A 19,951-nucleotide genomic window follows, 5' to 3' on the forward strand; every position below is an offset into this window, starting at 1 on the left:
CCGATGTTCGTGACCATGGATCGATATCTGGCCGGGCGCCGTTAATGGAGCCCGGCCAGGGATTCGAGCCGACCGGTCTCAGCCCAGGGCGCGCAGGCGGGGGGCCAGGTCTCGCTTGAACAGATCGAGGAAGCGGAGCTGGTCTTGGCCGGGGGCGTGGAAGACCAGGTGGTTGAGGCCCGCGTCGAGGTAGGGCTTGATCGCGGCGACGGCTTCGTCGGGGTCGCTGGCGACGATCCAGCGCTTGGCGACCTGTTCGATCGGGAGGGCGTCGGCGGCCTTCTCCATTTCGATGGGGTCGGTGATGTCGTGCTTCTGTTCGGGGGTCAGGGAGAGGGGGGCCCAGAATCGCGTGTTCTGTAGTGCCAGTTCGGGATCGGTGTCGTAGGAGATCTTGATCTCGATCATCTTGTCGATCTCGGCGACATCGCGGTCGACCTTCTCGGCGCCCTCGGCGACGGCGGGCAGCAGCTTCTCGGTGTAGAGGTCCATGCCCTTGCCCGAGGTGCAGATGAAACCGTCGCCCGCGCGACCCGCGTACCTGGCGACCACCGGGCCGCCCGCGGCGATGTAGACGGGGATGCCGCCCTTGGGAACGTCGTAGATGGAGGCGCCCACGGTGTGGTAGTAATCGCCGTCGAAATCGACGCGATCGCCGGTCCACAATTCGCGCATCATCTTCACCGCTTCCCGCAGGCGGGCGAAACGCTCCTTGAAGTCGGGCCATTCGCCCTTGTAACCGGTGGCGATCTCGTTGAGCGCTTCACCGGTGCCCACACCGAGCATCACCCGGCCCGGGTACAGGCAGCCCATGGTGGCGAAGGCCTGCGCGATCACCGCCGGGTTGTAGCGGAAGGTCGGGGTGAGCACGGAGGTGCCGAGCTGGATGCGTTCGGTGCGCTCGCCGACGGCCGCCAGCCAGGCCAGCGAGAACGGCGCGTGCCCGCCGTCGTGGCGCCACGGCTGGAAGTGGTCGCTCACGGTCGCGCTGTCGAGACCGTGCTGCTCGGCGGCGACGCCGAGTTCGACCAGCTCTCGTGGCCCGAACTGCTCTGCCGATGCCTTGTACCCGAGCTTGAGCTCAACCATTCCAGCCACTCCTGTCGTCCGTTGACCCCTGCCAACACGACACTAGCGCGCAGCCCGTCATCCGCGCCCATGCCGTTTCGTCACCCACCACGCCGAGTTTTAGCGGACAATTAACTGGTGGCCACCAAGGATGAGCAGATCTTGTCGTACCTCACCGACATGGACGGCGTGCTGGTGCACGAGGATCAGCTGATCCCCGGCGCCGACGAGTTCCTCGCCGAACTGCGCGCCAACGAGATCCCGTTCCTCGTGCTGACCAACAACTCGATCCGCACGCCCCGCGACCTGCAGGCCCGCCTGCGCCACACCGGCCTCGACATCCCCGAGGAGTCGATCTGGACCTCGGCGCTGGCCACGGCGACCTTCCTCGACGACCAGCGCCCCAACGGCACCGCGTACGTGGTCGGCGAATCCGGTCTCACCACCGCGCTGCACGAGATCGGCTACGTGCTCACCGACAGCGACCCCGATTACGTGGTCCTCGGCGAGACCCGGACGTACTCCTTCGAGGCGATCACCACCGCGATCCGGCTGGTGGACAGGGGCGCGAAGTTCATCGCCACCAATCCTGATGCCACCGGACCCTCGCGCGACGGCGTGCTGCCCGCCACCGGTTCGGTCGCCGCGCTGATCACCCGTGCCACCGGTAAGGAGCCGTACTACGTCGGCAAGCCCAATCCGCTGATGATGCGCTCGGCGCTGCGTCAGATCGGCGCGCATTCCCAATCGACGGTGATGATCGGCGACCGGATGGACACCGACGTGATCGCCGGCTTGGAGGCGGGTCTGCGCACGGTGCTGGTGACCTCCGGCATCTCGACGAAGTCCTCGGTGGAGGCCTATCCGTTCCGGCCGACCATGGTGGTGGGCTCGGTGGCCGACTTGATCGGCCGCACGCGCCACCCGTTCGCCGAGTAGCCATGTGATCCGCATCTCATCGGAATAGGTGCCCGCCTGCCGTGGTTATAGTTGCCATGGCAACCAAAGGAGGGCCCGTGCAGTTCGGAATCTTCAGCGTCGGCGATGTGACCACCGATCCCACCACCGGCCGCACCCCCACCGAGGCCGAGCGGATCAAGGCGATGGTCGCGATCGCGCAGAAGGCCGAGGAAGTGGGCCTCGATGTGTTCGCGATGGGCGAGCACCACAATCGGCCCTTCGTGCCGTCGTCACCGACGACGATGCTCGGCTATATCGCGGGCCGCACCGACAACATCTTGCTGTCCACTTCGACCACGCTCATCACCACGAACGACCCGGTCAAGATCGCCGAGGACTTCGCGATGCTGCAGCACCTGGCCGACGGCCGCGTCGACCTGATGCTCGGCCGCGGCAACACCGGCCCGGTCTATCCGTGGTTCGGCAAGGACATCCGCGACGGCATCCCCCTGGCCATCGAGAACTACGCTCTGCTGCACCGGCTGTGGCGTGAAGACGTCGTGAACTGGGAAGGCAAGTTCCGTACCCCGCTGCAGTCGTTCACCTCGACCCCGCGTCCGCTCGACGACGTGCCGCCGTTCGTCTGGCACGGGTCGATCCGGAGCCCCGAGATCGCCGAACAGGCCGCGTACTACGGTGACGGCTTCTTCGCCAACCACATCTTCTGGCCCACCGACCATTTCAAGCGGCTGATCGACCTGTACCGCAGGCGCTACGAGCACTACGGCCACGGCAGCGCCGACCAGGCGATCGTCGGTCTCGGCGGACAAGTGTTCCTGCGCAAGAACTCGCAGGACGCGGTCCGCGAATTCCGGCCCTACTTCGACAACGCGCCCGTCTACGGACACGGCCCGTCGCTGGAGGATTTCACCGAGCAGACCCCGCTCACCGTGGGCAGCCCGGAGCAGGTGATCGAGAAGACGCTCACCTTCCGCGAGCACTTCGGCGACTACCAGCGCCAGCTGTTCCTGGTCGACCACGCCGGACTCCCGTTGAAGACGGTGCTCGAGCAGCTGGACCTGCTCGGCGAGGAGGTGATCCCGGTGTTGCGCAAGGAGTTCGCGGCTCGACGCCCGGCGCACGTCCCGGACGCGCCGACGCACGACTCGCTGCTCGCCGCCAAGACCATGGCGGAGGTCAGCGCGTGACATCCACACCGCGCCGCGCATTCGGCGGCCCGCACACCACGGAGGTGATCGCATGACAACCCGTATCGCCGTGGTCTCGGCAGGGCTTTCGCAGCCTTCGTCGACACGTTTGCTGGCCGATCGACTGGCCGCCGCGGCAGCACGCGAGCTGCGCGCGAAAGGCGCCGAGGTCGAAGTGGACTTCGTCGACCTGCGCGATCACGCTCGCGATCTGGCCGACAACCTGCTCACCGGCTTCCCGGCCCCCGCACTGCGGGCGGCGATCGACAAGGTCGTCACCGCCGATGGCCTGATCGCCGTGACGCCGATCTTCAGCGCCTCCTACAGCGGCCTGTTCAAGACCTTCTTCGATGTGCTGGAACCGGATTCGCTCGCCGGGATGCCGGTGCTCACCGGCGCGACCGGCGGCACCGAGCGTCATTCCCTGGCGCTGGAGCACGCGGTGCGCCCGCTGTTCGCCTACCTGCGCTCGATCGTCGTCCCGACCGCGGTCTACGCGGCGTCGACAGATTGGGGCGCGAACGGCGGCGACCAGGCGCTCAACAATCGAATCGACCGCGCCGCAGCCGAATTCGGCGCGCTACTGCTCGGCACGTCCGCCACCCGACCCACCGACCCGTACACCGATACGACCCCGTTCGAAGACCTTCTCGCAGCGAATCACTGATGCACACCAACCCCCAAGGAGCACACTCATGACCACCGCCATCGCCAAGGGACTCACCGCAGGCACCTGGGCCATCGACCCCACCCACTCGACCGTCGGCTTCTCCGTACGCCACCTGATGGTGAGCAAGGTCCGTGGCCGCTTCACCGACTTCGACGGCGCGCTCGTGATCGCCGAGGACGGCACCGCCACCGCGCACGCCGAGATCCGCGTCGACTCCCTCACCACCGACAACGCTCAGCGCGACGGCCACCTGCGCACCGCCGACTTCTTCCACGCCGAGGAATTCCCGCTGATGACCTTCAAGTCCACCGCATTCCGTGGCGAGGGCAGCGATTTCGTCGTCGACGGCGAGTTCACCGTGCGCGGCAACACCAAGCCGGTCACCCTCGAGGTCGAGTTCGTCGGCGTGAGCCCGGGCATGGGCAACGGTCAGGTCGCCGGCTTCGAGGCCAAGACCGTGGTCTCGCGCCGCGACTTCGGCCTCGACATCGACATGCCGCTGCCCGACGGCGGCGCCGTGATCGGCGACAAGATCACCCTCACCCTCGAGATCGAGGCCGTCCTCCAGGGCTGACCCGGACCGACGTGACGCCCCCATCACCTGTGCGGTGATGGGGGCGTCGGCCGTTGTGCGCCGTGGCTAGTCCTCGTCGGCGATGATCGTGTCGAGGGTCGCCGCGAGACGCGTGAGGGTCGCGACCGTCGCGGCGAACTCGGCCGGGCCGAGCGCCTCGGCCAGCCGGTGCGCCATGGCCGCGTGCTGCGGATCGATGCGACGGATGGTGGCCGTGCCTTCCTCGGTCATCGCGACCAGCTTGGCCCGCTTGTGCGCGGGGTTGGGCCGGTACTCGCACATGCCCTTGCCGACCAGCAGGTCCGCGATCCGCTGCACGCTCTGCCGGGTGATGCCCATCGCGCGGGCGATCCCGGCTACCGGCTGCGGCTGGTCCTGCACCGCGGCCATCACCTGCCACCAGGCCACCGAGATCCCGGCCGGCGCGGACAAGCCGTCGCCGATGGTCAGGAATTGACCGTTGAGCCGGAAGACGGTGAGGGCGGCGCCGTCGAGCAGGTCCTGTTCGGAGTTCAAGCCGCGTGGCTCCCTTCGTATTCGGCGAGCGTGGCGTACCCGGCCGGGTCCTTGTGCGCGTACAGCTGGTACCAGGCCTCGAGTACCCGCGGTTCGTACAGATCGAGCCGCGCGAAGATCTCCCTGGCGAATTCGAACGGCGACATACCGTCCGCGGTGATCACGTCACGGTCGGTGACCGCGGGCGCCTCGACGTAGTGCCGCGCACCCGAGTATCCGCTGTAGCCAAGGAATTCCGCCGCGTTGCTGGTGTGCGCGCGATCATCGAGCAGTCCCGCCGTGGCCAGTCCGAAGGTCGCGCCGCAGATCGCGGCCACCGGCACCCCGGCGTCGACGAACTCTTTCGCCTTGTGCGCGAACGCGATCAGGTCCGCACCCATCCACAGATCCGCGCCGGGCAGGATCAGCATCGCGCTACCGGCCGGGTCGAGATCGGTGACGGCCAGGTCGGGCGTCACTCGCAGGCGTCCCATGGTGGTGATCGGTTCGGTGGTGAGGCCGACCGTCGCGACCTCGAACGTTCCGGGCTCCCGGTGCCAGTTGCCGTTGGCGATGTGGGCCGTCGCGGCCCCCACTTCCCAGTCGGCCAGGGTGTCGTAGACGGCTGCGTGAACTGTTTTCTTCGACATGACAGTATCCTGTCATATTTGACAGGATACTGTCAATAAGAATTTTGCTACCGGCTTATAGCCGACCCTCCGTACGCTGACGGCATCCGGTGCGAGACAGGGAGGTTCACCCGCGATGACCGACTCGGTGCAGGGCATGACGGGCACCATCACGTCACCGATTCGGGAGGCGGGCGCACTGGGTGAGGTACTGATCTCGATTCGCGGGGGCACCGAGCTCTATCTCGCCCGAGCCGACGAACCGATCGCCGCCTGGACCACCGTGTTGATCGTCGCGGTCCACCCGGGTCGCCTGGTCGACGTGGTCACCTGGATTCCGCTTCCCTCTGAATGAAAGGGGCCCGCGATGCTGGGCTATCACGTTCCCGATCCCGACGAAGCCATGCTGGTCAGTGGCGCCAAGACCAAGGACGACACCCCGTTCAAGGTGGTCATCGGGCGCGGCACCTGGGTGGTGCCGCTGTTCCGCAAGGTCCGCTACCTGTCACTGGCCATGTTCGAGTCCGAGATCCGCGAGCGCTGCGTCACCAAGCAGGCCATCCAGCTCGATGTGCGTGCGGTGATCGAGTTCAAGGTCGCCAACGACACCCAGTCGATCGTCAATGCGGCACAGCGCTTCCTGTCCGAACAGGAGCAGGAGATGTCGGTGCTGACCGGGCGGATCTTCTCCGGTCATCTGCGCTCGATCGTGGGCTCGATGACTGTCGAGGAGATCATCCGCGAACGTCAGAAGCTGGCCGACGAGGTGCTGATCGCCTCCAAGGTGGAGATGAGCAATATCGGCCTGTGGGTCGACTCGTTCCAGATCCAGTCCATCGACGACGGCAACCTCGGCTACATCAATGCCCTTGCGGCACCGCACAATGCGGCCGTCCAGCGCGATGCCCAGATCGCTCAGGCCCAGGCCGCGCAGCGCTCCGCCGAAGCCGAGCAGGAGTCGTTGCGCCGTCGCGCCGAATACGAACGTGAGACCTCGATCCTCAAGGCGCAGTACCAGCGCGACATCGACAAGGCCAATGCCGAAGCGGCACAGGCGGGCCCGCTCGCCGACGCCATCGCCAGGCAGGCCGTGCTGCACGCCCAGGCCGAGCAGGCCCGCAAGAACGCGGAACTGCGCGAACAGCAACTCCAGGCCGAAGTGGTGAAACCCGCTGAGGCGGAGGCGGAACGAGTCCGCATCCTCGCGGTGGCCGAGGCCGACCGCACCCGTATTCAGGCCGAGGCAGCGGCGTCCAACAACCGCATCGCGCTGGACCAGATGCTCATCGAGCAACTCCCGGAAATCGTCAAGCAGGCCTCGCACGGCCTGGCGGGCGCCAACCTCACCGTCCTCAACGGCCCCGACGGCGTGGGCGAGCTGCTCAACGGCATGGTCGGTCAGGGCCTGACGGTCTTCAATTCCTTGCAGAAGGCTCTGTCGAACGGCGAAGTCGACAAGGTCTGATCACCGCCACGTCGTGGGCGAGTCTCGAGCCGGCAGGGCTGACCGGACACCTCGTCAGTCCTGCCGGTTCACGAGTGCGGTCGCCCGGGCGGCAGACGTCGGTCCAGGTCGCTCCGACGGCCGCGAGAGTCCGCTCGACGTTCTCGAAGAGGGTCCGGCCCGAACCCGGCGCTTACGCCCGGCGCAGGGCGAACATGCGTAGGTCGCGGGTGGTGCGGTCGCGGTAGGCGGCGTAGGCGCCGGTGATATCGATGAAGCGGGCGAAGATCGCGTCCTTGTCCGCGTCGGTGACCGGGGTGGCGGTCACCGGGATGCGTTCGCCGGCGATGGCGACAGTGGCTGCCGGATCGGCGAGCAGGTTGCCGGTCCAGGCGGGGTGGTGGGCCTGGCCGAAGTTGGAACCGACCACGTACAGGGTGTCGCCGTCGTGGACGTAGAGCAGCGGCTGGGTGCGCGCGACGCCGGACTTGCGGCCGGTGGTGGTGAGCAGGATCACCGGGGCGCCGATCGGGCCGAGCACGGTGTACTTGGCGTCGGTGCGCTCGAGCAGGGCGCGGTCGAGCGGGGTGATGGTGCGGATCAGCCAGGAACCCGGCTTGGTCGCGGCGAATCGGGTGGCGGCGCGGGACAGGGGATTGGCGCGGGAGCCCCACTGGCGATCCGGGAACTGCGATGTCATGGGCCGGACTATAACGCGACCGATCGGACCCCGCCGAACCCCTGAATCGCCGCCGATTCACTAAGCTCGCGAGCATGGTCGAACAAGCGCCGTCCACCGTGTACATCGCCTCGCCCGAGGGTGACACCGGAAAATCTACGGTGGCACTGGGTGTCCTCGGCATGCTGTGCGCGACCACCGCACGCGTCGGTGTGTTCCGTCCGATCACCCGTTCCACCGACGAACCCGACTACATCCTCGAACTGCTGCTCGAGCACAGCACCGCCGATATCAGCTACGAGCAGGCCGTCGGCGTCACCTACGAGGACGTCCACCGCGACCCCACGGCCGCGATCAGCGACATCGTGATGCGTTTCCACGACGTCGCCAAGGCTTGTGACGCGGTGGTGATCGTCGGCAGCGACTACACCGACGTCGCCAGCCCGAGCGAGCTGCGCTTCAACGCCCGGATCGCGGTGAACCTGGGCGCGCCGGTCCTGCTGGTCGTTCGCGGCGCGGAACGTACGCCCGGCGAGGTCAAGCAATTGGTCGAACTGTGTACCGCCGAGCTCGCCACCGAGCACGCCCACCTGGTCGCGATCGTCGCCAATCGGTGCGCTCCCGACGAGCTCGACGACATCGCCACCGCACTGGCCGGTTTCGACGTGCCGTCCTGGACGCTGCCCGAGGTGCCGCTGCTGATGGCGCCGACCATGGGCGAGCTGTGCGAGGCGATCGACGGCGAAATCTACAGTGGCGACCCGGAATTGCTGCAGCGTGAGGCGCTGCGCATCATGGTCGGCGGGATGACCGCCGAACACATCCTGGAGCGGCTCTCCGACGGTGTGGTGGTGATCGCCCCGGGCGACCGCTCCGACGTGCTGCTCAGCCTGGTGAACGCCCATGAGGCAGAAGGCTTCCCGTCGCTGGCGGGCGTGATCATGAACGGCGGTCTTCGCCCGCATCCGGCCATCGCGCGGCTGATGGAGGGCCTGCACCCCCGGCTGCCGATCCTGGCCACCGAGCTGGGTACCTACGACACCGCCAGTGCCGTGCACGGCACCCGCGGCCGGATGTGGGCGGGCAGCCCGCGCAAGGTCGACACCGCGCTCGCGCTGATGGAGCAGCGGGTCGACGCGCCGGAGCTGTTGCGGCGCATCCAGGTTCCGTCCTCGACTGTCGTGACACCGCAGATGTTCGAATACCGGCTGATCGAACGCGCCCGCGCCGACCGCAAACGCATCGTGCTGCCCGAGGGCGATGACGACCGCATCATTCGTGCGGCCGGTCGAGTGCTGCAGCGCAAGATCGCCGACCTCACCATCCTCGGTGACGAGACCTCGGTACGGGCCCGCGCCGCCGAGCTGGGTGTCGATATCGCCGACGCCCAGGTGATGGCGCCGCGCACCTCGGGCTACCTCGACGAGTTCGCCGCCGAGTACACCGAATTGCGCAAGCACAAGGGCATGACGCTCGAGCGGGCGCGCGAAACCATGTCCGACATCTCGTATTTCGGCACCATGATGGTCTACAAGGGGATCGCCGACGGCATGGTCTCCGGCGCCGCGCACACCACCGCGCACACGATCCGCCCCTCGTTCGAGATCATCAAGACGGTGCCCGGCGTCTCCACGGTGTCGAGCGTGTTCCTGATGTGCTTGGCCGATCGTGTTCTCGCCTATGGCGATTGCGCGGTGGTTCCCGATCCGACCTCGGAACAGCTGGCCGATATCGCGGTGTCCTCGGCGGGCACGGCGGCCCGGTTCGGGATCGACCCCCGGGTGGCGATGCTGTCGTACTCGACCGGTGCGTCCGGCACCGGCGCCGACGTCGACAAGGTCCGCGCGGCCACCGAACTCGTGCGTGAGCGTGCGCCGGAACTGCCGGTGGAAGGCCCGATCCAGTACGACGCGGCGATCGAGCCCGCCGTCGCGAGCGCCAAGCTGCCGGATTCCGAAGTAGCGGGCAAGGCCACGGTTTTCGTCTTCCCCGACCTCAATACCGGCAACAACACCTACAAGGCGGTGCAGCGCAGCGCGGGCGCGGTCGCGATCGGGCCGGTGTTGCAGGGTCTGCGCAAGCCGGTGAACGATCTTTCGCGCGGCGCGCTGGTCGCCGACATCGTCAACACGGTGGCGATCACCGCCATCCAGGCTCAGGGGGATGGCAAGTGAGTGACCTTGTGCTGGTGCTGAACAGTGGCTCCTCGTCGATCAAGTATCAACTGCTGCATGCTGTTTCGGCGCAGGTGCTGGCATCCGGCCTGGTCGAGAAGATCGGCGAGTCGCACGGCGGCAGGATCGTGCACGTGGCGGGGACGGCCGAACTCGAATACGACGGGGCGATACCCGACCACAGAGCCGGTCTGCTGCGGGCGTTCGAGATGTTCCGCGAGACCGGCCTCGACCTGACCACGATCGGCATCGGCGCGGTCGGGCACCGGGTGGTGCACGGCGGCGAGGTGTTCTGGGAACCGACCCTGATCACCGACGATGTGCTGCACGCGATCGACGAACTGTCGGTGCTCGCGCCGCTGCACAATCCCGCCAACGTGGTCGGTATCGAGTCGACGCGGGAGCTGCTGCCCGGCATTCCCGAGGTCGCGGTCTTCGACACGGGGTTCTTCCACACCTTGCCCGACGCCGCCAAGACCTACGCGATCGACGCGAAACTCGCCGCGGCCCACGGTATTCGCAAGTACGGCTTCCACGGGACCTCGCACCAGTACGTGTCGGAGAAGGCCGCGGAGTACCTGGGGAAACCGACCGAAGAGCTGAACCAGATCGTCTTCCACCTGGGGAACGGGGCGTCGGCTTCCTCGATCCGAGGGGGCGTCGCGATCGACACCACCATGGGGATGACCCCACTCGAAGGTCTGGTGATGGGAACCAGGCCGGGCGATCTGGATCCCGGCGTCACGCCGTATCTCATGCGGGCGGCCGATCTGGACGTGAGTCAGGTGGAGCAACTGCTCAACCGCAGTTCCGGCCTCAAAGGCATGAGTGGGGTCAACGACTTCCGCGAATTGCAGCAGCTCATCGACGGCGGCGACACCCAGGCGAAGCTCGCCTACGACGTCTACATCCACCGCTTGCGCCGCTATCTCGGCGCCTACCTGGTGGAACTCGGCACCGTCGACACCATCATCTTCACCGCCGGTGTGGGGGAGAACAGCTCGGCGGTGCGCGCCGACGCGCTGGCGGGTCTACAGGCGCTGGGCATCGACATCGACCCGGCCCGCAATGAGAAGAGAGCGCCGGGCATCCGCCGCATTTCGCCGGAGTCCGCCCCGGTGACCGTGCTGGTGGTACCCACCAACGAAGAACTGGCCATTGCCCGCGCGGCCCACGAGCTGGTCGGCGGGCACTGAGCTCAGAACCAGGATTTGGGTCGTAGCGAGTTCGCCAGATCGACGAGGGCGTAGCGGTGCGTCCGGTCCGGGGCGTTGCGGGCGAGCGAGCGCAGACCGGATTCGGTGCCGTCGCGCAGTTCGCGTTCGGTGAAGGCGCGGCCGAACAGCTTGGCGTCCTTACGTTTCGGTGTGTTCCCCGCCTGTAGCCAGGCCAATGCCGAGCCCTGGACCAGCGTGCGCATCAGGGTGGCGCGGTGCTCGCCTGCTGGGATGGACTGGGCGCGCGAGGCGGCCAGCCGCAGGATCTGCTCGTCGAGTTCGGCGACGGGAGAGCTGGTGAGCAGCAACAGGATCGCCGTGGTCTGAGCGGTGGTGAAGTGGCGGGACGCGGCGGGCACATCGTCGAGGGCGTGGACCGCTTCGCCGACTCGCCCGGCCACCGCCAGCTGTCTGGCCAGGCCGAATGCCGCGCTCACCACGGCCCTGTCGGTGCGCCAGACGGTGTCGTAATAACGTTCGGCGAAGCTTCGCCACTGTTCGGGGGCGTCGGAATCCCAGTGTTGCAGAATGAGTTCCGCGGTGGCGGCCAACGCCAGCTTCGGCGCGATCTCGCCCGGCAGCACCCGCAACACCGCCTCGAACGACGCGAAGGCGGCCTCGTAGTCGAGTTCGAGCAGATGTGCCTGACCGGTGAACCAGTCGGTGCGCCAATCGGATTCGCTGGGCACCCGATCGAGCATGTGCAACACCGCCGCCGACTCGCCCAGTTCCAGCCGCGCTCGCGCCTCGGCGAAGAGCAATTCGCCCGCCAGGGTCTCGGGTGCGTTGTCCGGATCGGCCTCGGCCCGCTCGCGGGAGTCGTGCAGCGCCTCGAGCACCCGCTCCGGTTCGGGGTTGGCGGTGGCGGCCAGCAGCGGCGCCGACGGGTCGGCGGGGTCGATCAGCGGAATCGGCAGTGCGGCCACCACATCGCGGGAATCCAGCAGCGGCGAGCGACCGACACCGTCGAGATAGGCGTCGGTCTGGCTGATCAGTTCCTCGGTCCCGAAGCTGGTGCGCTGTGGACTGAACACTGTGGACAGCTGTGGATGTTCCGTGCCGGTGTCGTAGGCGAGGATCTCGCGCAACACACCGGCCAGCTGCGCCGACATCGCCCGCGCCGACGGAAAGCGCTGTGCCGGATCGGGATCGGTGGCGGTGAGCAGGAATCGGTGGAAGAACTCGTAGCGGGCCAGCAGCGGTTCGTCGGCAGGGTCGGGGATGCCGTCGAGGTAGCGGCCGTGTTCGCTGGGCAGCGCCAGCGTGAGCGCGGCGATCGTCCGGCCCACGGTGTAGACGTCGGAGGCGGGCGTCGGCCCGGTGCGGGCGATCTCGGGCGCCTGGAAACCCTTGGTGCCGTACAGGTTCCCATAGGCGTCGATGGTGGCGACCGCGCCGAGGTCGATGAGCTTCACCTGGTCCTCGGTGACCATCACGTTGTCGGGCTTGAGGTCGTTGTAGGTGAGGCCGATCGAATGCAGATGTTCCAGCGCGGGCAGGATTTCCAGCACATACGCGATGGCCTCGGCCAGCGGCATCTGCTCGCCCCGTGGCCTGGCATCGAGAATGTCGCGCAGCGAATGCCCGCCCACGTACTCCATCACGATGTAGCCGATGGACCCGTCACCCGCGGTGTGCTCGACGAAGTTGTGGATCTTGACGATGCTCGGGTGCGCCACCTCGGCCAGGAACTGGCGCTCGGCCACCGCGACGGCCTGCGCCTCGGCGTCACCCGCGTGCAGCAGGCCCTTGAGTACCACCCACCGATCGCTCACATTGCGGTCGATGGCCAGATAGATCCAGCCGAGACCGCCGTGCGCGATGCACCCCTGGATCTCGTACTGCCCGGCGACCATATCGCCCTCGTGCAGCGACGGCCGGAAATCGTAAGCTGCCCCGCAGGTTTCGCATTCCCCGCTGGTCGAAGCGGCTCGCGCCGGCGTCGACCGCCCGACCGGATTGCCGCAGCGCCAACAGAACCGGCGGCCTTCCGAGACCATCGGATCGGCCAGCACGGCGTCGCGCGGGTCCGCCGGGGTGACCGTCGGAATCGGCACCAGCCCGGCGCCGAGCCGCCGCGTCGGCCGTGACCGCGCGGTCCGCACACTGCGCCCCGACCGCGCGGTACTCACCCCGGTCTGTGGCGCAGACGGCCAGGGATCGGACGCTCGTTCGCCGGTCTGATCGTCGCGCTGGGCTGCCTCGGTCGCCGCGTGCGGGGCGTTCACCGGAACCCGCTGTGCCGCTTCGGTCGCCGCGTAGGGCGCGGTTTCGGCGGGGCGATGGGCCATTTCGGTCGCCGCGTAGGGCGCGGTCTCGCGGGTGCGCTGTGCGTCCTCGGCCGCCGCGTTCGGCGTGGCCTCGGGGGCGCGTTGCGTCGCTTCGGTCGGGACATACACGGCGGATTCGTGTGCCGTCGGCGCGGGTCTGCTCGCCCGCTGCGTAGCGAGGTGGTCCTGCGACGTTCCCGAGTCGGCAGGGGGAACGTGGCCCGATCGCGGGTCGGCGCCGGACTCCTCGGCACGCGGGGTGGCGTCGGTCGCCGGGGTCTGGTCGCGGCTGCTCGCTTGCTTGCCCGCGAACTCCGCGGCCGCCTCGGCGGTGAGCTTGGGCAGTGGCCGTGTCTCGTCGTCGCCGGGCAGCGTCCATCCGCCGGGCAGGGTGCCCGGACGGTGGCGCTGGGTCAGCTGGGTCGGCTCGCGCCGTTCCTGGTCATCCGGCGCAGCGGCGTGGGATGTCGATTGCCCTGTTCCGTCATCGGTCGGGTTCGTGCTCATGGCCGTCAGTCCTGGTACTTCGGTGCGGGCGGGCTCGGCGTCTCGCCGAGCGTCGCGAGCCAGCGGCGGTGGATGCGGGTCCAGGTGCCGTCGTTGCGGATGCGGTCCAGGGTGGAGTTGACGAAACGCACCAGGTCGTCGTCGCCCTTGGGGATCCCGATGCCGTACGGCTCGGCGCTGATGCTCCCGCCCACCACTTCGGTATAGGGGTCCTGGGCGGCCAGGCCCGCCAGGATCGAGTCGTCGGTGCTCACGGCGTCGACCTGGCGTTGTTGCAGCACCACCAGGCAGTCGGCCCAGGTCGGCACCGTCAGGATCGTGGCAGCAGGCTGGTCGCGGCGGATGTGGTCGAGCGAGGTGGTGCCGCGCACCACGCACACCCGCTTGCCCGCCAGATCGGCCAGCCCGTCGATGCCCGAACCCTTCACCGCGAGCACCCGCTGGTCGGCCCGCAGGTACACCGTCGAGAACGCCACCCGCTGACGTCGCTCGCAGGTGATCGTCATCGTCTTCGCGATCAGGTCGACCGTGTGATCCTGCAGTGCCCGCTCGCGCTCTTCCGAAGCGAGACTGCGGTATTCGATCAGATCAGGATTGCCGAGCAGGTCGCGGGCGATCTCGCGGGCGATGTCGGCGTCGAACCCGACGATGCGACCGGTGAGCGGATCGCGGAAGCTGAACAGGTTGCTGCCCGCGTCGAGGCCCACGACGAGCCTGCCGCGCGCGCGAATGGCATCGATCGTCGGGCCCGCGGCGGTGCTCGGTCGCAGACTCGCGGTCGGATCGCCGCACTGTTCGCCGCCGGTGGGAGGCACCGGGGTGTCGGTGCCGATCGGAATGGCCTTGGCGGGCAACGGCGGCTCGGAATAGACACCCCGCTCAGCGGGCGTGGGGGTGCCCTCGGAGCAGCCTGCGAGCAGTCCGGCCAGCATCAGCGCCGCGACAACCCGGCCGCGCCTCATCGGTACTCCCGCAGTCGCGGCCACAGCCCGAGCGCGACGCATGCCGCCGCCGCGATGCCGAGCACGAACGCGCCGGGGGCGAGGAACGACAGCACGTCGATCGCTTGCGAGACCTTGGCGCGCAGGGTGTCTCGCGTCACCGCGCCCGCCTTGTCCAGTGCCCGGTCGAGTGCGTCGACCTGGGCGGCGGAATCTGCGGCGCTGGGACCGGTCGCGACGGTGGCCGCGCCCACGAAATCGCCCCGCTCGAGGGTGTCGTTCATCCGCTGATGGGCAGACTGCCAGCGGGTGAGCGCGGCGCGCGCGTGCGCCACCTCGTCGCGGGCCGGTGCGTCCCCGGGGTAACCGGCGAGCAGCTCGTTGAGCCGGGCGGCGTTCGTATCGAAGGTGCGGTCGTAGTCGCCGGTCGCGTCGCGGCGGACCAGCTTCACCATTTCCGCTGATCTGGCTTGCTGCACGAGGATTCGGCTCTCGGCCAATCGCGCCGATGGCACCGCGCCCTCGTCCCGGCAGCGAATCATCGCCACCGCGGACAGCGAACCGGCCGCCACCGTCCAGATCAGGGTCAGCGCCAGCGCGCCGGTGCCGACCAGCAAGCCCATATTGAAGAATCGGCGCGAGCGCCGCGCCAGCTCGACCTGCACCCAGATCAGTGCGCCGAGCGCCACCACCAGCAGCACGATCGCCGTCCACGGTGGTTGCACGTGCCGGTACTGCGCGGCGGTCACCGCGTCGAAGCGGTGGTCCTCCAGCTCCTCGGCCATCGGCAGCAGTCCGGTCTGCATCTGATGTGATGCCTCGCTCAGATAAGCCGCGCCGACGGGATAGCCGTTGCGATTGTTCACCCGCGCGGTCTCGATCAGCCCGCTGTAGACGGGCAGCCCGGTCGCGATGCCGGTGCGCAGGCGGCGGTCGGTGCCCGAGGGATCGGCTGCCTCTTCGTCGGAGACGTGCCCGGCCTGGGTCACCAGTTCGGCGGCGGCTTCACCGATGGCCTGGGTATATCTGTCGCGCACCGCTTGGGGTTCGAGTCCGCCCGCGATGAACGCGGTGCCCGCGGCGGCGTCGGCGATGGAGAGCGAGGTGTAGAGGTGGTTGGCCGAATGCGCGTCGGGTTCGGTGTCGTCGAGCAGGACGCCGAGAGCTTGCTGACGCTCGCTCACGGTCGTCGAAGTCACCGCGCCCGCGGTGACGCACAGCACCATCAGGACCAGTCCGGCGGCGACGAGCCGTCCCGGCGAGGAGTGCGCGAAGCTGCGCAACCGGGCGGGCTGGAACTGCGCGCGCAACGCTCTGACGTCGGGCGCGGGCGGCCGGTCGACCGGCGCGGCCGGTCGGCGCAGCGGCGCCCAGCGCGGTGTCACCGGCGCCGCGCCGGCCGTCTCGGAGTGCTTCGCACCCGTCGTGGCCTGCGATGACGGGCGAACACGGACGGCCGCCACCTCCGTCGAGGCATTGCGATTCCCCGGTTCGACCATCGTTCACCTCCCGGCGCTGTCCGTGCACACCTACCTGTGCGGAGTTTATTGTGGGCCTACGGGTAGCGCAGCCCCTCACACACCCCCGCAGCGGTTGCTGTACGGCTGCTCGGAGGAAAGAGTATGGGATGCGCGGCGACGGAGACGGCTGGTTCAAGGGCCCCGATGGGGCCAAGCACTGGGGAAAATTCGGTGCGGCGGGTCTGCTGCTGCGCGCACCGCTGCCCGGTGGCGGGTCCGCGGTGCTGTTGCAGCACCGGGCGCCGTGGAGTCATCAGGGCGGCACCTGGGCGCTGCCCGGTGGGGCGCGTGACTCGCACGAGTCCCCCGAGCACGCGGCGGTCAGGGAGGCCGAGGAGGAAGCGGGCATCGCCGCCGCCGACCTCCGGGTCCGGGCCGAGCGCCTGACCATGACCGCCCCGAGCGGCTGGACCTACATCACCGTCATCGCCGACGCCGACAAGCCGCTGCCCACGGTCGCCAACAAGGAGAGCGCCGAACTGGCCTGGGTCCCCGAGGACGAGGTCGCCGATCTGCCGTTGCATCCCGGCTTCGCCGTCGCCTGGATCGAACTGCGCGCGGTGCCGTTGCGCGTGCGCCTCGAGGCCGACGCCGAGCTCGCGGAAGCGCTACCCCGCACAGTCGAACTGCCCGACCAGGGCTTCTTCTGGCTGCACGCGCGGGCCGACGGCCCCGGCGTCGAAGTCGTTGTCGATGGTGAGCCCACCGAAGGCCCGATTCTCACCAGGGCAGACGTTCTCGCCTGAGTCCGGAGCGCCACCTCGTCGACCAGGCTGCGCGCACATCGGCACACGGCCGCAGTGCCTGTCGTGGCGCTCAGTCAGCGGCGAGGAGCGCTTGCTTCAGTTCGCGAGCCGCGGCTTCCGGATCGGCGGCTTCGGTGATCGCGCGGACGACGACCACGCGGCGGGCACCGGCGGCCAGCACCTCCGGGAGACGTTGCGCGTCGACGCCGCCGATGGCGAACCAGGGGAGTGTGGGATGGGACTCGGCGGTCGAGCGGACGAAGTCGACGCCCGCGGCCTGGCGACCGGGCTTGGTCGGCGTGGTCCAGATCGGGCCGGTGCAGAAGTAGTCGAGGTGGCCGTCGATCGCGGCCAGGCTCGCCTGGTTGCGGTTGTGGGTGGAGCGGCCGATCACCACATCGGGGCCGAGGACGCGTCGCGCGTAGGACGGCGGCAGGTCGCCCTGGCCGAGGTGCAGCACATCGGCGCCCGCCGCGAGTGCGATATCGGCGCGATCGTTCACCGCGAGCAAGGCGCCGTGGCGGCGGGTCGCGGCCTTGATCTCGGCGAGCGCACCGAGCTCGGCCTTAGCCTCGAGCGGCCCGAATTCGGCCTCGCCCGGCGATCCCTTGTCCCTGAGCTGCACGATGTCGACTCCGCCTGCCAGCGCCGCGTCGACGAAGCGGGACAGATCGCCTTTTTCCCGCCGCGCATCGGTGCACAGATACAGCAGTGCACTCGACAGGCGCTCCCTTGGCGGGACGGAACGGTTCGGATGGGAGGGCTGCACGTTCTCGACGGTAGTCGCGCTACCGTTGGAGTGCGAACGCCGTGGCGGGCGGTAGGCGAAAAAGACAGGTGGAACGTGATGCGAACTCTGGCGGTCGTTGGCGGCGGCGCCGTCGGACTTGCCGTCGCATGGCGGGCCGCCGAGGCAGGCTGGACGGTCACCGTCTACGACCCCGAACCCGCGCGCGGCGCCTCCTTCGTGGCCGGTGGGATGCTCGCTCCGCTGTCGGAAGGCTGGCCGGGGGAGGACAGGGTGCTCGCCTTCGGCGCGGCCGCGCTGGCGCAGTGGCCCGCTTTCGCCGAACGGCTCCGAGCGGTCTCGGGTGAATCGATGTTCGTGGCCGGGGAGACGCTCACCGTCGCCCTCGACAGCGCCGATGTCACGGATCTGCGCACCGTCTCGGACTGGCTGGCCGGTTTCGGTCACGATCTGCGGGTGCTCGACCGTGCGGGTGTCCGCGCACTGGAACCCGCGCTCGCGCGCACCGTCCGCGCCGGACTGCACGCGAAAACCGAACCCGCCATCGACAATCGGCGCGTACTGCGTGCGCTCCGATCCGCCTGCGCCGGAGCCGGTGTCGAGATCCGTGCCGAAGCCGTTGCCGCGCTGGATGATCTGCCGCATGATCGGATAGTTCTCGCGGCGGGCGCCCGCTCCGCCGAGCTCTGGCCCGGCCTGCCGGTGCGCCCGGTGAAGGGTGAAATCCTCCGGTTGCGTCGCAGGCCCGGCGTCAGCCCGCCACCGACCAGGGTGATCCGCGCCCGGGTCCACGGCAGGCAGGTCTACCTGGTTCCCCGCGAAGACGGAATCGTCGTCGGTGCAACACAATACGAAGCGGGCTTCGACACCACCGTCACAGTCGGCGGTGTCCGTGACCTGATCGCCGACGCCGAAACCATCCTGCCCGGCATCGCCGAATACGAACTGGCCGAAGCGAACGCGGGCTCGCGGCCGGGCACCCCCGACAATCTGCCCCTGCTCGGCCACCTCGACGACCGGGTCGTCGCCGCCACCGGTCACGGCCGCAACGGCATGCTCACCCTCGCGCTCACCGCGGCGGTCGTGCCCGCACTGCTCGACGGCGAGACCCCCGTGGTCGTCGACGCCGCTGCACCTCAACGTTTTCCGGCATCGCAGATGCCATCTCTGTCGCAAGGAGGAGTTCGATGACCTCGACCATCCCGATCGGTGTCACCGTCAACGGTGTCGACCACGAGTTCCCCGAGCCGCTCAGCGTCCGCGAACTGCTGACCAAGCTCGAATTGCCCTGCCAGGGTGTGGCATTGGCGGTCGACGGCGCGGTCTTCTCGAAGTCGCGCTGGGACGAGCCGGTCGGGCGCGGCTGGACCATCGAGGTGCTCACGGCGGTGCAGGGTGGCTGAGTCGCCGTTGTGGATCGCCGACAAGGAGTTCGGCTCCCGCCTGATCATGGGCACCGGGGGCGCCGAGAACCTCGCCGTCCTCGAACAGGCACTGATCGCCTCCGGCACCGAGCTCACCACCGTCGCCATGCGCCGGGTCGACGCCGCGGGCGGCACCGGCGTGCTCGACCTGCTCAAGCGCCTCGACATCACCCTGCTGCCCAACACCGCGGGCTGTCGCACCGCCGCCGAAGCCGTACTCACCGCCCAGCTGGCCCGCGAGGCGCTCGACACCAACTGGGTCAAGCTCGAGGTGGTCGCCGACGACCGCACCCTGCTGCCGGACCCGTTCGAGCTCCTCGACGCCGCCGAGAAGCTCGTCGACGACGGTTTCGTGGTCCTGCCGTACACCACCGACGACCCGATCCTCGCCCGCCGCCTCGAAGAAGCGGGCTGTGCCGCCGTGATGCCGCTCGGCTCCCCGATCGGTACGGGCCTGGGTATCGGCAACCCCCACAACATCGAGATGATCGTCGCCGCCGCCGGGGTCCCCGTGATCCTCGACGCCGGCATCGGCACCGCCAGCGACGCCGCTCTCGCCATGGAACTCGGTTGCTCGGCAGTCCTGCTCGCTACCGCCGTGACCAGGGCGAAAGAGCCCGAACTCATGGCATCGGCCATGTCGGCCGCGGTGCGTGCGGGCTATCTGGCCCGGCAGGCGGGCCGTATCCCCAAGCGTTTTTGGGCTCAGGCTTCTTCCCCAGCCGTCTAAGGGTCGA

20 protein-coding genes are annotated in these 19,951 nt (G+C 68.7%); 12 read left to right on the plus strand and 8 right to left on the minus strand.

The window, feature by feature from the left end; genetic code table 11:
* Positions 1-78 precede the first annotated feature (78 nt).
* On the minus strand, positions 79-1,089 hold the full coding sequence (fgd, locus tag ACWF99_RS21495) for a glucose-6-phosphate dehydrogenase (coenzyme-F420) (protein ID WP_378633650.1): 1,011 nt from the start codon (positions 1,087-1,089) through the stop codon (positions 79-81).
* A gap of 159 nt (positions 1,090-1,248) precedes the next feature.
* Between fgd and ACWF99_RS21500 the strand changes: the two genes are divergently transcribed.
* The 4 genes from ACWF99_RS21500 (at position 1,249) to ACWF99_RS21515 (ending at position 4,420) form a co-directional block, all read left to right on the plus strand.
* Positions 1,249-2,007: an HAD-IIA family hydrolase gene (locus ACWF99_RS21500; protein WP_378634471.1), complete on the plus strand. Its 759-nt coding sequence runs from the start codon at positions 1,249-1,251 to the stop codon at positions 2,005-2,007.
* Between the two features lie 77 nt (positions 2,008-2,084).
* A complete protein-coding gene (locus tag ACWF99_RS21505; protein ID WP_378655837.1) occupies positions 2,085-3,176 on the plus strand; it encodes an LLM class flavin-dependent oxidoreductase in 1,092 nt (363 codons plus the stop codon).
* Between the two features lie 52 nt (positions 3,177-3,228).
* A complete protein-coding gene (locus tag ACWF99_RS21510; protein ID WP_452537214.1) occupies positions 3,229-3,843 on the plus strand; it encodes an FMN reductase in 615 nt (204 codons plus the stop codon).
* A gap of 28 nt (positions 3,844-3,871) precedes the next feature.
* On the plus strand, positions 3,872-4,420 hold the full coding sequence (locus ACWF99_RS21515; protein ID WP_378633658.1) for a YceI family protein: 549 nt from the start codon (positions 3,872-3,874) through the stop codon (positions 4,418-4,420).
* A 66-nt stretch (positions 4,421-4,486) separates the two neighbouring features.
* Here the strand turns inward: ACWF99_RS21515 and ACWF99_RS21520 are convergent, their stop codons facing one another.
* Entirely contained in the window at positions 4,487-4,936 is a 450-nt protein-coding gene (locus tag ACWF99_RS21520; RefSeq protein WP_452537215.1) for a MarR family winged helix-turn-helix transcriptional regulator, read from the minus strand.
* Entirely contained in the window at positions 4,933-5,565 is a 633-nt protein-coding gene (locus ACWF99_RS21525) for a DJ-1/PfpI family protein (RefSeq protein ID WP_452537216.1), read from the minus strand. Before ACWF99_RS21525 ends, ACWF99_RS21520 begins: the two co-directional genes overlap by 4 nt.
* 115 nt (positions 5,566-5,680) lie before the next feature.
* Here ACWF99_RS21525 and ACWF99_RS21530 point away from each other — a divergent pair, with 115 nt between their 5' ends.
* Both ACWF99_RS21530 and ACWF99_RS21535 read left to right on the plus strand, forming a co-directional pair.
* Positions 5,681-5,899, plus strand: a complete 219-nt coding sequence (locus ACWF99_RS21530) for a hypothetical protein (RefSeq protein ID WP_378633666.1) — start codon at positions 5,681-5,683, stop codon at positions 5,897-5,899.
* 12 nt (positions 5,900-5,911) lie between these two features.
* The gene (locus ACWF99_RS21535) at positions 5,912-7,009 is read left to right on the plus strand and encodes an SPFH domain-containing protein (protein WP_452537217.1); all 1,098 of its coding nucleotides are present in this window, start codon (positions 5,912-5,914) and stop codon (positions 7,007-7,009) included.
* Between the two features lie 172 nt (positions 7,010-7,181).
* On the opposite strand, the gene ACWF99_RS21540 is transcribed toward ACWF99_RS21535, so the two are convergent.
* Positions 7,182-7,688 carry a nitroreductase/quinone reductase family protein gene (locus ACWF99_RS21540; RefSeq protein WP_452537218.1) on the minus strand — a complete coding sequence of 169 codons (507 nt, stop codon included), beginning with the start codon at positions 7,686-7,688 and terminating at the stop codon, positions 7,182-7,184.
* Between the two features lie 74 nt (positions 7,689-7,762).
* Here ACWF99_RS21540 and pta point away from each other — a divergent pair, with 74 nt between their 5' ends.
* Together pta and ACWF99_RS21550 are read left to right on the plus strand one after the other, a co-directional pair.
* Positions 7,763-9,841 (plus strand): phosphate acetyltransferase, encoded by a 2,079-nt coding sequence (gene pta, locus ACWF99_RS21545; protein WP_452537219.1) that lies wholly within the window; start codon positions 7,763-7,765, stop codon positions 9,839-9,841.
* Entirely contained in the window at positions 9,838-11,037 is a 1,200-nt protein-coding gene (locus tag ACWF99_RS21550; RefSeq protein ID WP_452537220.1) for an acetate kinase, read from the plus strand. The genes pta and ACWF99_RS21550 overlap by 4 nt, the downstream gene beginning before the upstream one ends.
* Before the next feature lie 2 nt (positions 11,038-11,039).
* On the opposite strand, the gene ACWF99_RS21555 is transcribed toward ACWF99_RS21550, so the two are convergent.
* From ACWF99_RS21555 to ACWF99_RS21565, 3 genes are all read right to left on the minus strand, one after another.
* Positions 11,040-13,349, minus strand: coding sequence for a tetratricopeptide repeat protein (locus ACWF99_RS21555; RefSeq protein ID WP_452537358.1), 2,310 nt, complete (start codon positions 13,347-13,349; stop codon positions 11,040-11,042).
* 491 nt (positions 13,350-13,840) lie between these two features.
* Positions 13,841-14,797, minus strand: a complete 957-nt coding sequence (locus ACWF99_RS21560; protein WP_378633678.1) for a glutamate ABC transporter substrate-binding protein — start codon at positions 14,795-14,797, stop codon at positions 13,841-13,843.
* Positions 14,794-16,275: a hypothetical protein gene (locus tag ACWF99_RS21565; protein ID WP_378655823.1), complete on the minus strand. Its 1,482-nt coding sequence runs from the start codon at positions 16,273-16,275 to the stop codon at positions 14,794-14,796. The genes ACWF99_RS21560 and ACWF99_RS21565 overlap by 4 nt, the downstream gene beginning before the upstream one ends.
* 128 nt (positions 16,276-16,403) lie before the next feature.
* Here ACWF99_RS21565 and ACWF99_RS21570 point away from each other — a divergent pair, with 128 nt between their 5' ends.
* Complete coding sequence (locus tag ACWF99_RS21570) at positions 16,404-17,042, plus strand: NUDIX domain-containing protein (RefSeq protein ID WP_378633683.1); 639 nt, start codon at positions 16,404-16,406, stop codon at positions 17,040-17,042.
* Positions 17,043-17,112: 70 nt separating this feature from the next.
* On the opposite strand, the gene thiE is transcribed toward ACWF99_RS21570, so the two are convergent.
* The gene (thiE, locus tag ACWF99_RS21575; RefSeq protein ID WP_378633686.1) at positions 17,113-17,811 is read right to left on the minus strand and encodes a thiamine phosphate synthase; all 699 of its coding nucleotides are present in this window, start codon (positions 17,809-17,811) and stop codon (positions 17,113-17,115) included.
* Between the two features lie 78 nt (positions 17,812-17,889).
* Between thiE and thiO the strand changes: the two genes are divergently transcribed.
* From thiO to thiG, 3 genes are read left to right on the plus strand one after another with little or no spacing between them, the layout of a single operon-like run.
* Positions 17,890-18,981 (plus strand): glycine oxidase ThiO, encoded by a 1,092-nt coding sequence (gene thiO, locus ACWF99_RS21580; protein ID WP_452537221.1) that lies wholly within the window; start codon positions 17,890-17,892, stop codon positions 18,979-18,981.
* Positions 18,978-19,193, plus strand: a complete 216-nt coding sequence (gene thiS, locus ACWF99_RS21585; RefSeq protein WP_378633691.1) for a sulfur carrier protein ThiS — start codon at positions 18,978-18,980, stop codon at positions 19,191-19,193. The genes thiO and thiS overlap by 4 nt, the downstream gene beginning before the upstream one ends.
* On the plus strand, positions 19,186-19,944 hold the full coding sequence (gene thiG / locus ACWF99_RS21590; protein WP_452537222.1) for a thiazole synthase: 759 nt from the start codon (positions 19,186-19,188) through the stop codon (positions 19,942-19,944). Before thiS ends, thiG begins: the two co-directional genes overlap by 8 nt.
* The last annotated feature ends 7 nt before the right edge of the window (positions 19,945-19,951 follow it).

The sequence above is a fragment of the Nocardia sp. NPDC055002 genome (assembly GCF_053608825.1).

Coding starts and splice junctions, on each gene's coding strand:
- fgd (WP_378633650.1), bottom strand. CDS start 1,089: ATGGTTGAGCTCAAGCTCGGGTACAAGGCATCGGCAGAGCAGTTCGGG.
- ACWF99_RS21500 (WP_378634471.1), top strand. CDS start 1,249: ATGGACGGCGTGCTGGTGCACGAGGATCAGCTGATCCCCGGCGCCGAC.
- ACWF99_RS21510 (WP_452537214.1), top strand. CDS start 3,229: ATGACAACCCGTATCGCCGTGGTCTCGGCAGGGCTTTCGCAGCCTTCG.
- ACWF99_RS21515 (WP_378633658.1), top strand. CDS start 3,872: ATGACCACCGCCATCGCCAAGGGACTCACCGCAGGCACCTGGGCCATC.
- ACWF99_RS21525 (WP_452537216.1), bottom strand. CDS start 5,565: ATGTCGAAGAAAACAGTTCACGCAGCCGTCTACGACACCCTGGCCGAC.
- ACWF99_RS21530 (WP_378633666.1), top strand. CDS start 5,681: ATGACCGACTCGGTGCAGGGCATGACGGGCACCATCACGTCACCGATT.
- ACWF99_RS21535 (WP_452537217.1), top strand. CDS start 5,912: ATGCTGGGCTATCACGTTCCCGATCCCGACGAAGCCATGCTGGTCAGT.
- ACWF99_RS21540 (WP_452537218.1), bottom strand. CDS start 7,688: ATGACATCGCAGTTCCCGGATCGCCAGTGGGGCTCCCGCGCCAATCCC.
- pta (WP_452537219.1), top strand. CDS start 7,763: ATGGTCGAACAAGCGCCGTCCACCGTGTACATCGCCTCGCCCGAGGGT.
- ACWF99_RS21555 (WP_452537358.1), bottom strand. CDS start 13,349: ATGGCCCATCGCCCCGCCGAAACCGCGCCCTACGCGGCGACCGAAGCG.
- ACWF99_RS21560 (WP_378633678.1), bottom strand. CDS start 14,797: ATGAGGCGCGGCCGGGTTGTCGCGGCGCTGATGCTGGCCGGACTGCTC.
- ACWF99_RS21565 (WP_378655823.1), bottom strand. CDS start 16,275: ATGGTCGAACCGGGGAATCGCAATGCCTCGACGGAGGTGGCGGCCGTC.
- ACWF99_RS21570 (WP_378633683.1), top strand. CDS start 16,404: ATGCGCGGCGACGGAGACGGCTGGTTCAAGGGCCCCGATGGGGCCAAG.
- thiO (WP_452537221.1), top strand. CDS start 17,890: ATGCGAACTCTGGCGGTCGTTGGCGGCGGCGCCGTCGGACTTGCCGTC.
- thiS (WP_378633691.1), top strand. CDS start 18,978: ATGACCTCGACCATCCCGATCGGTGTCACCGTCAACGGTGTCGACCAC.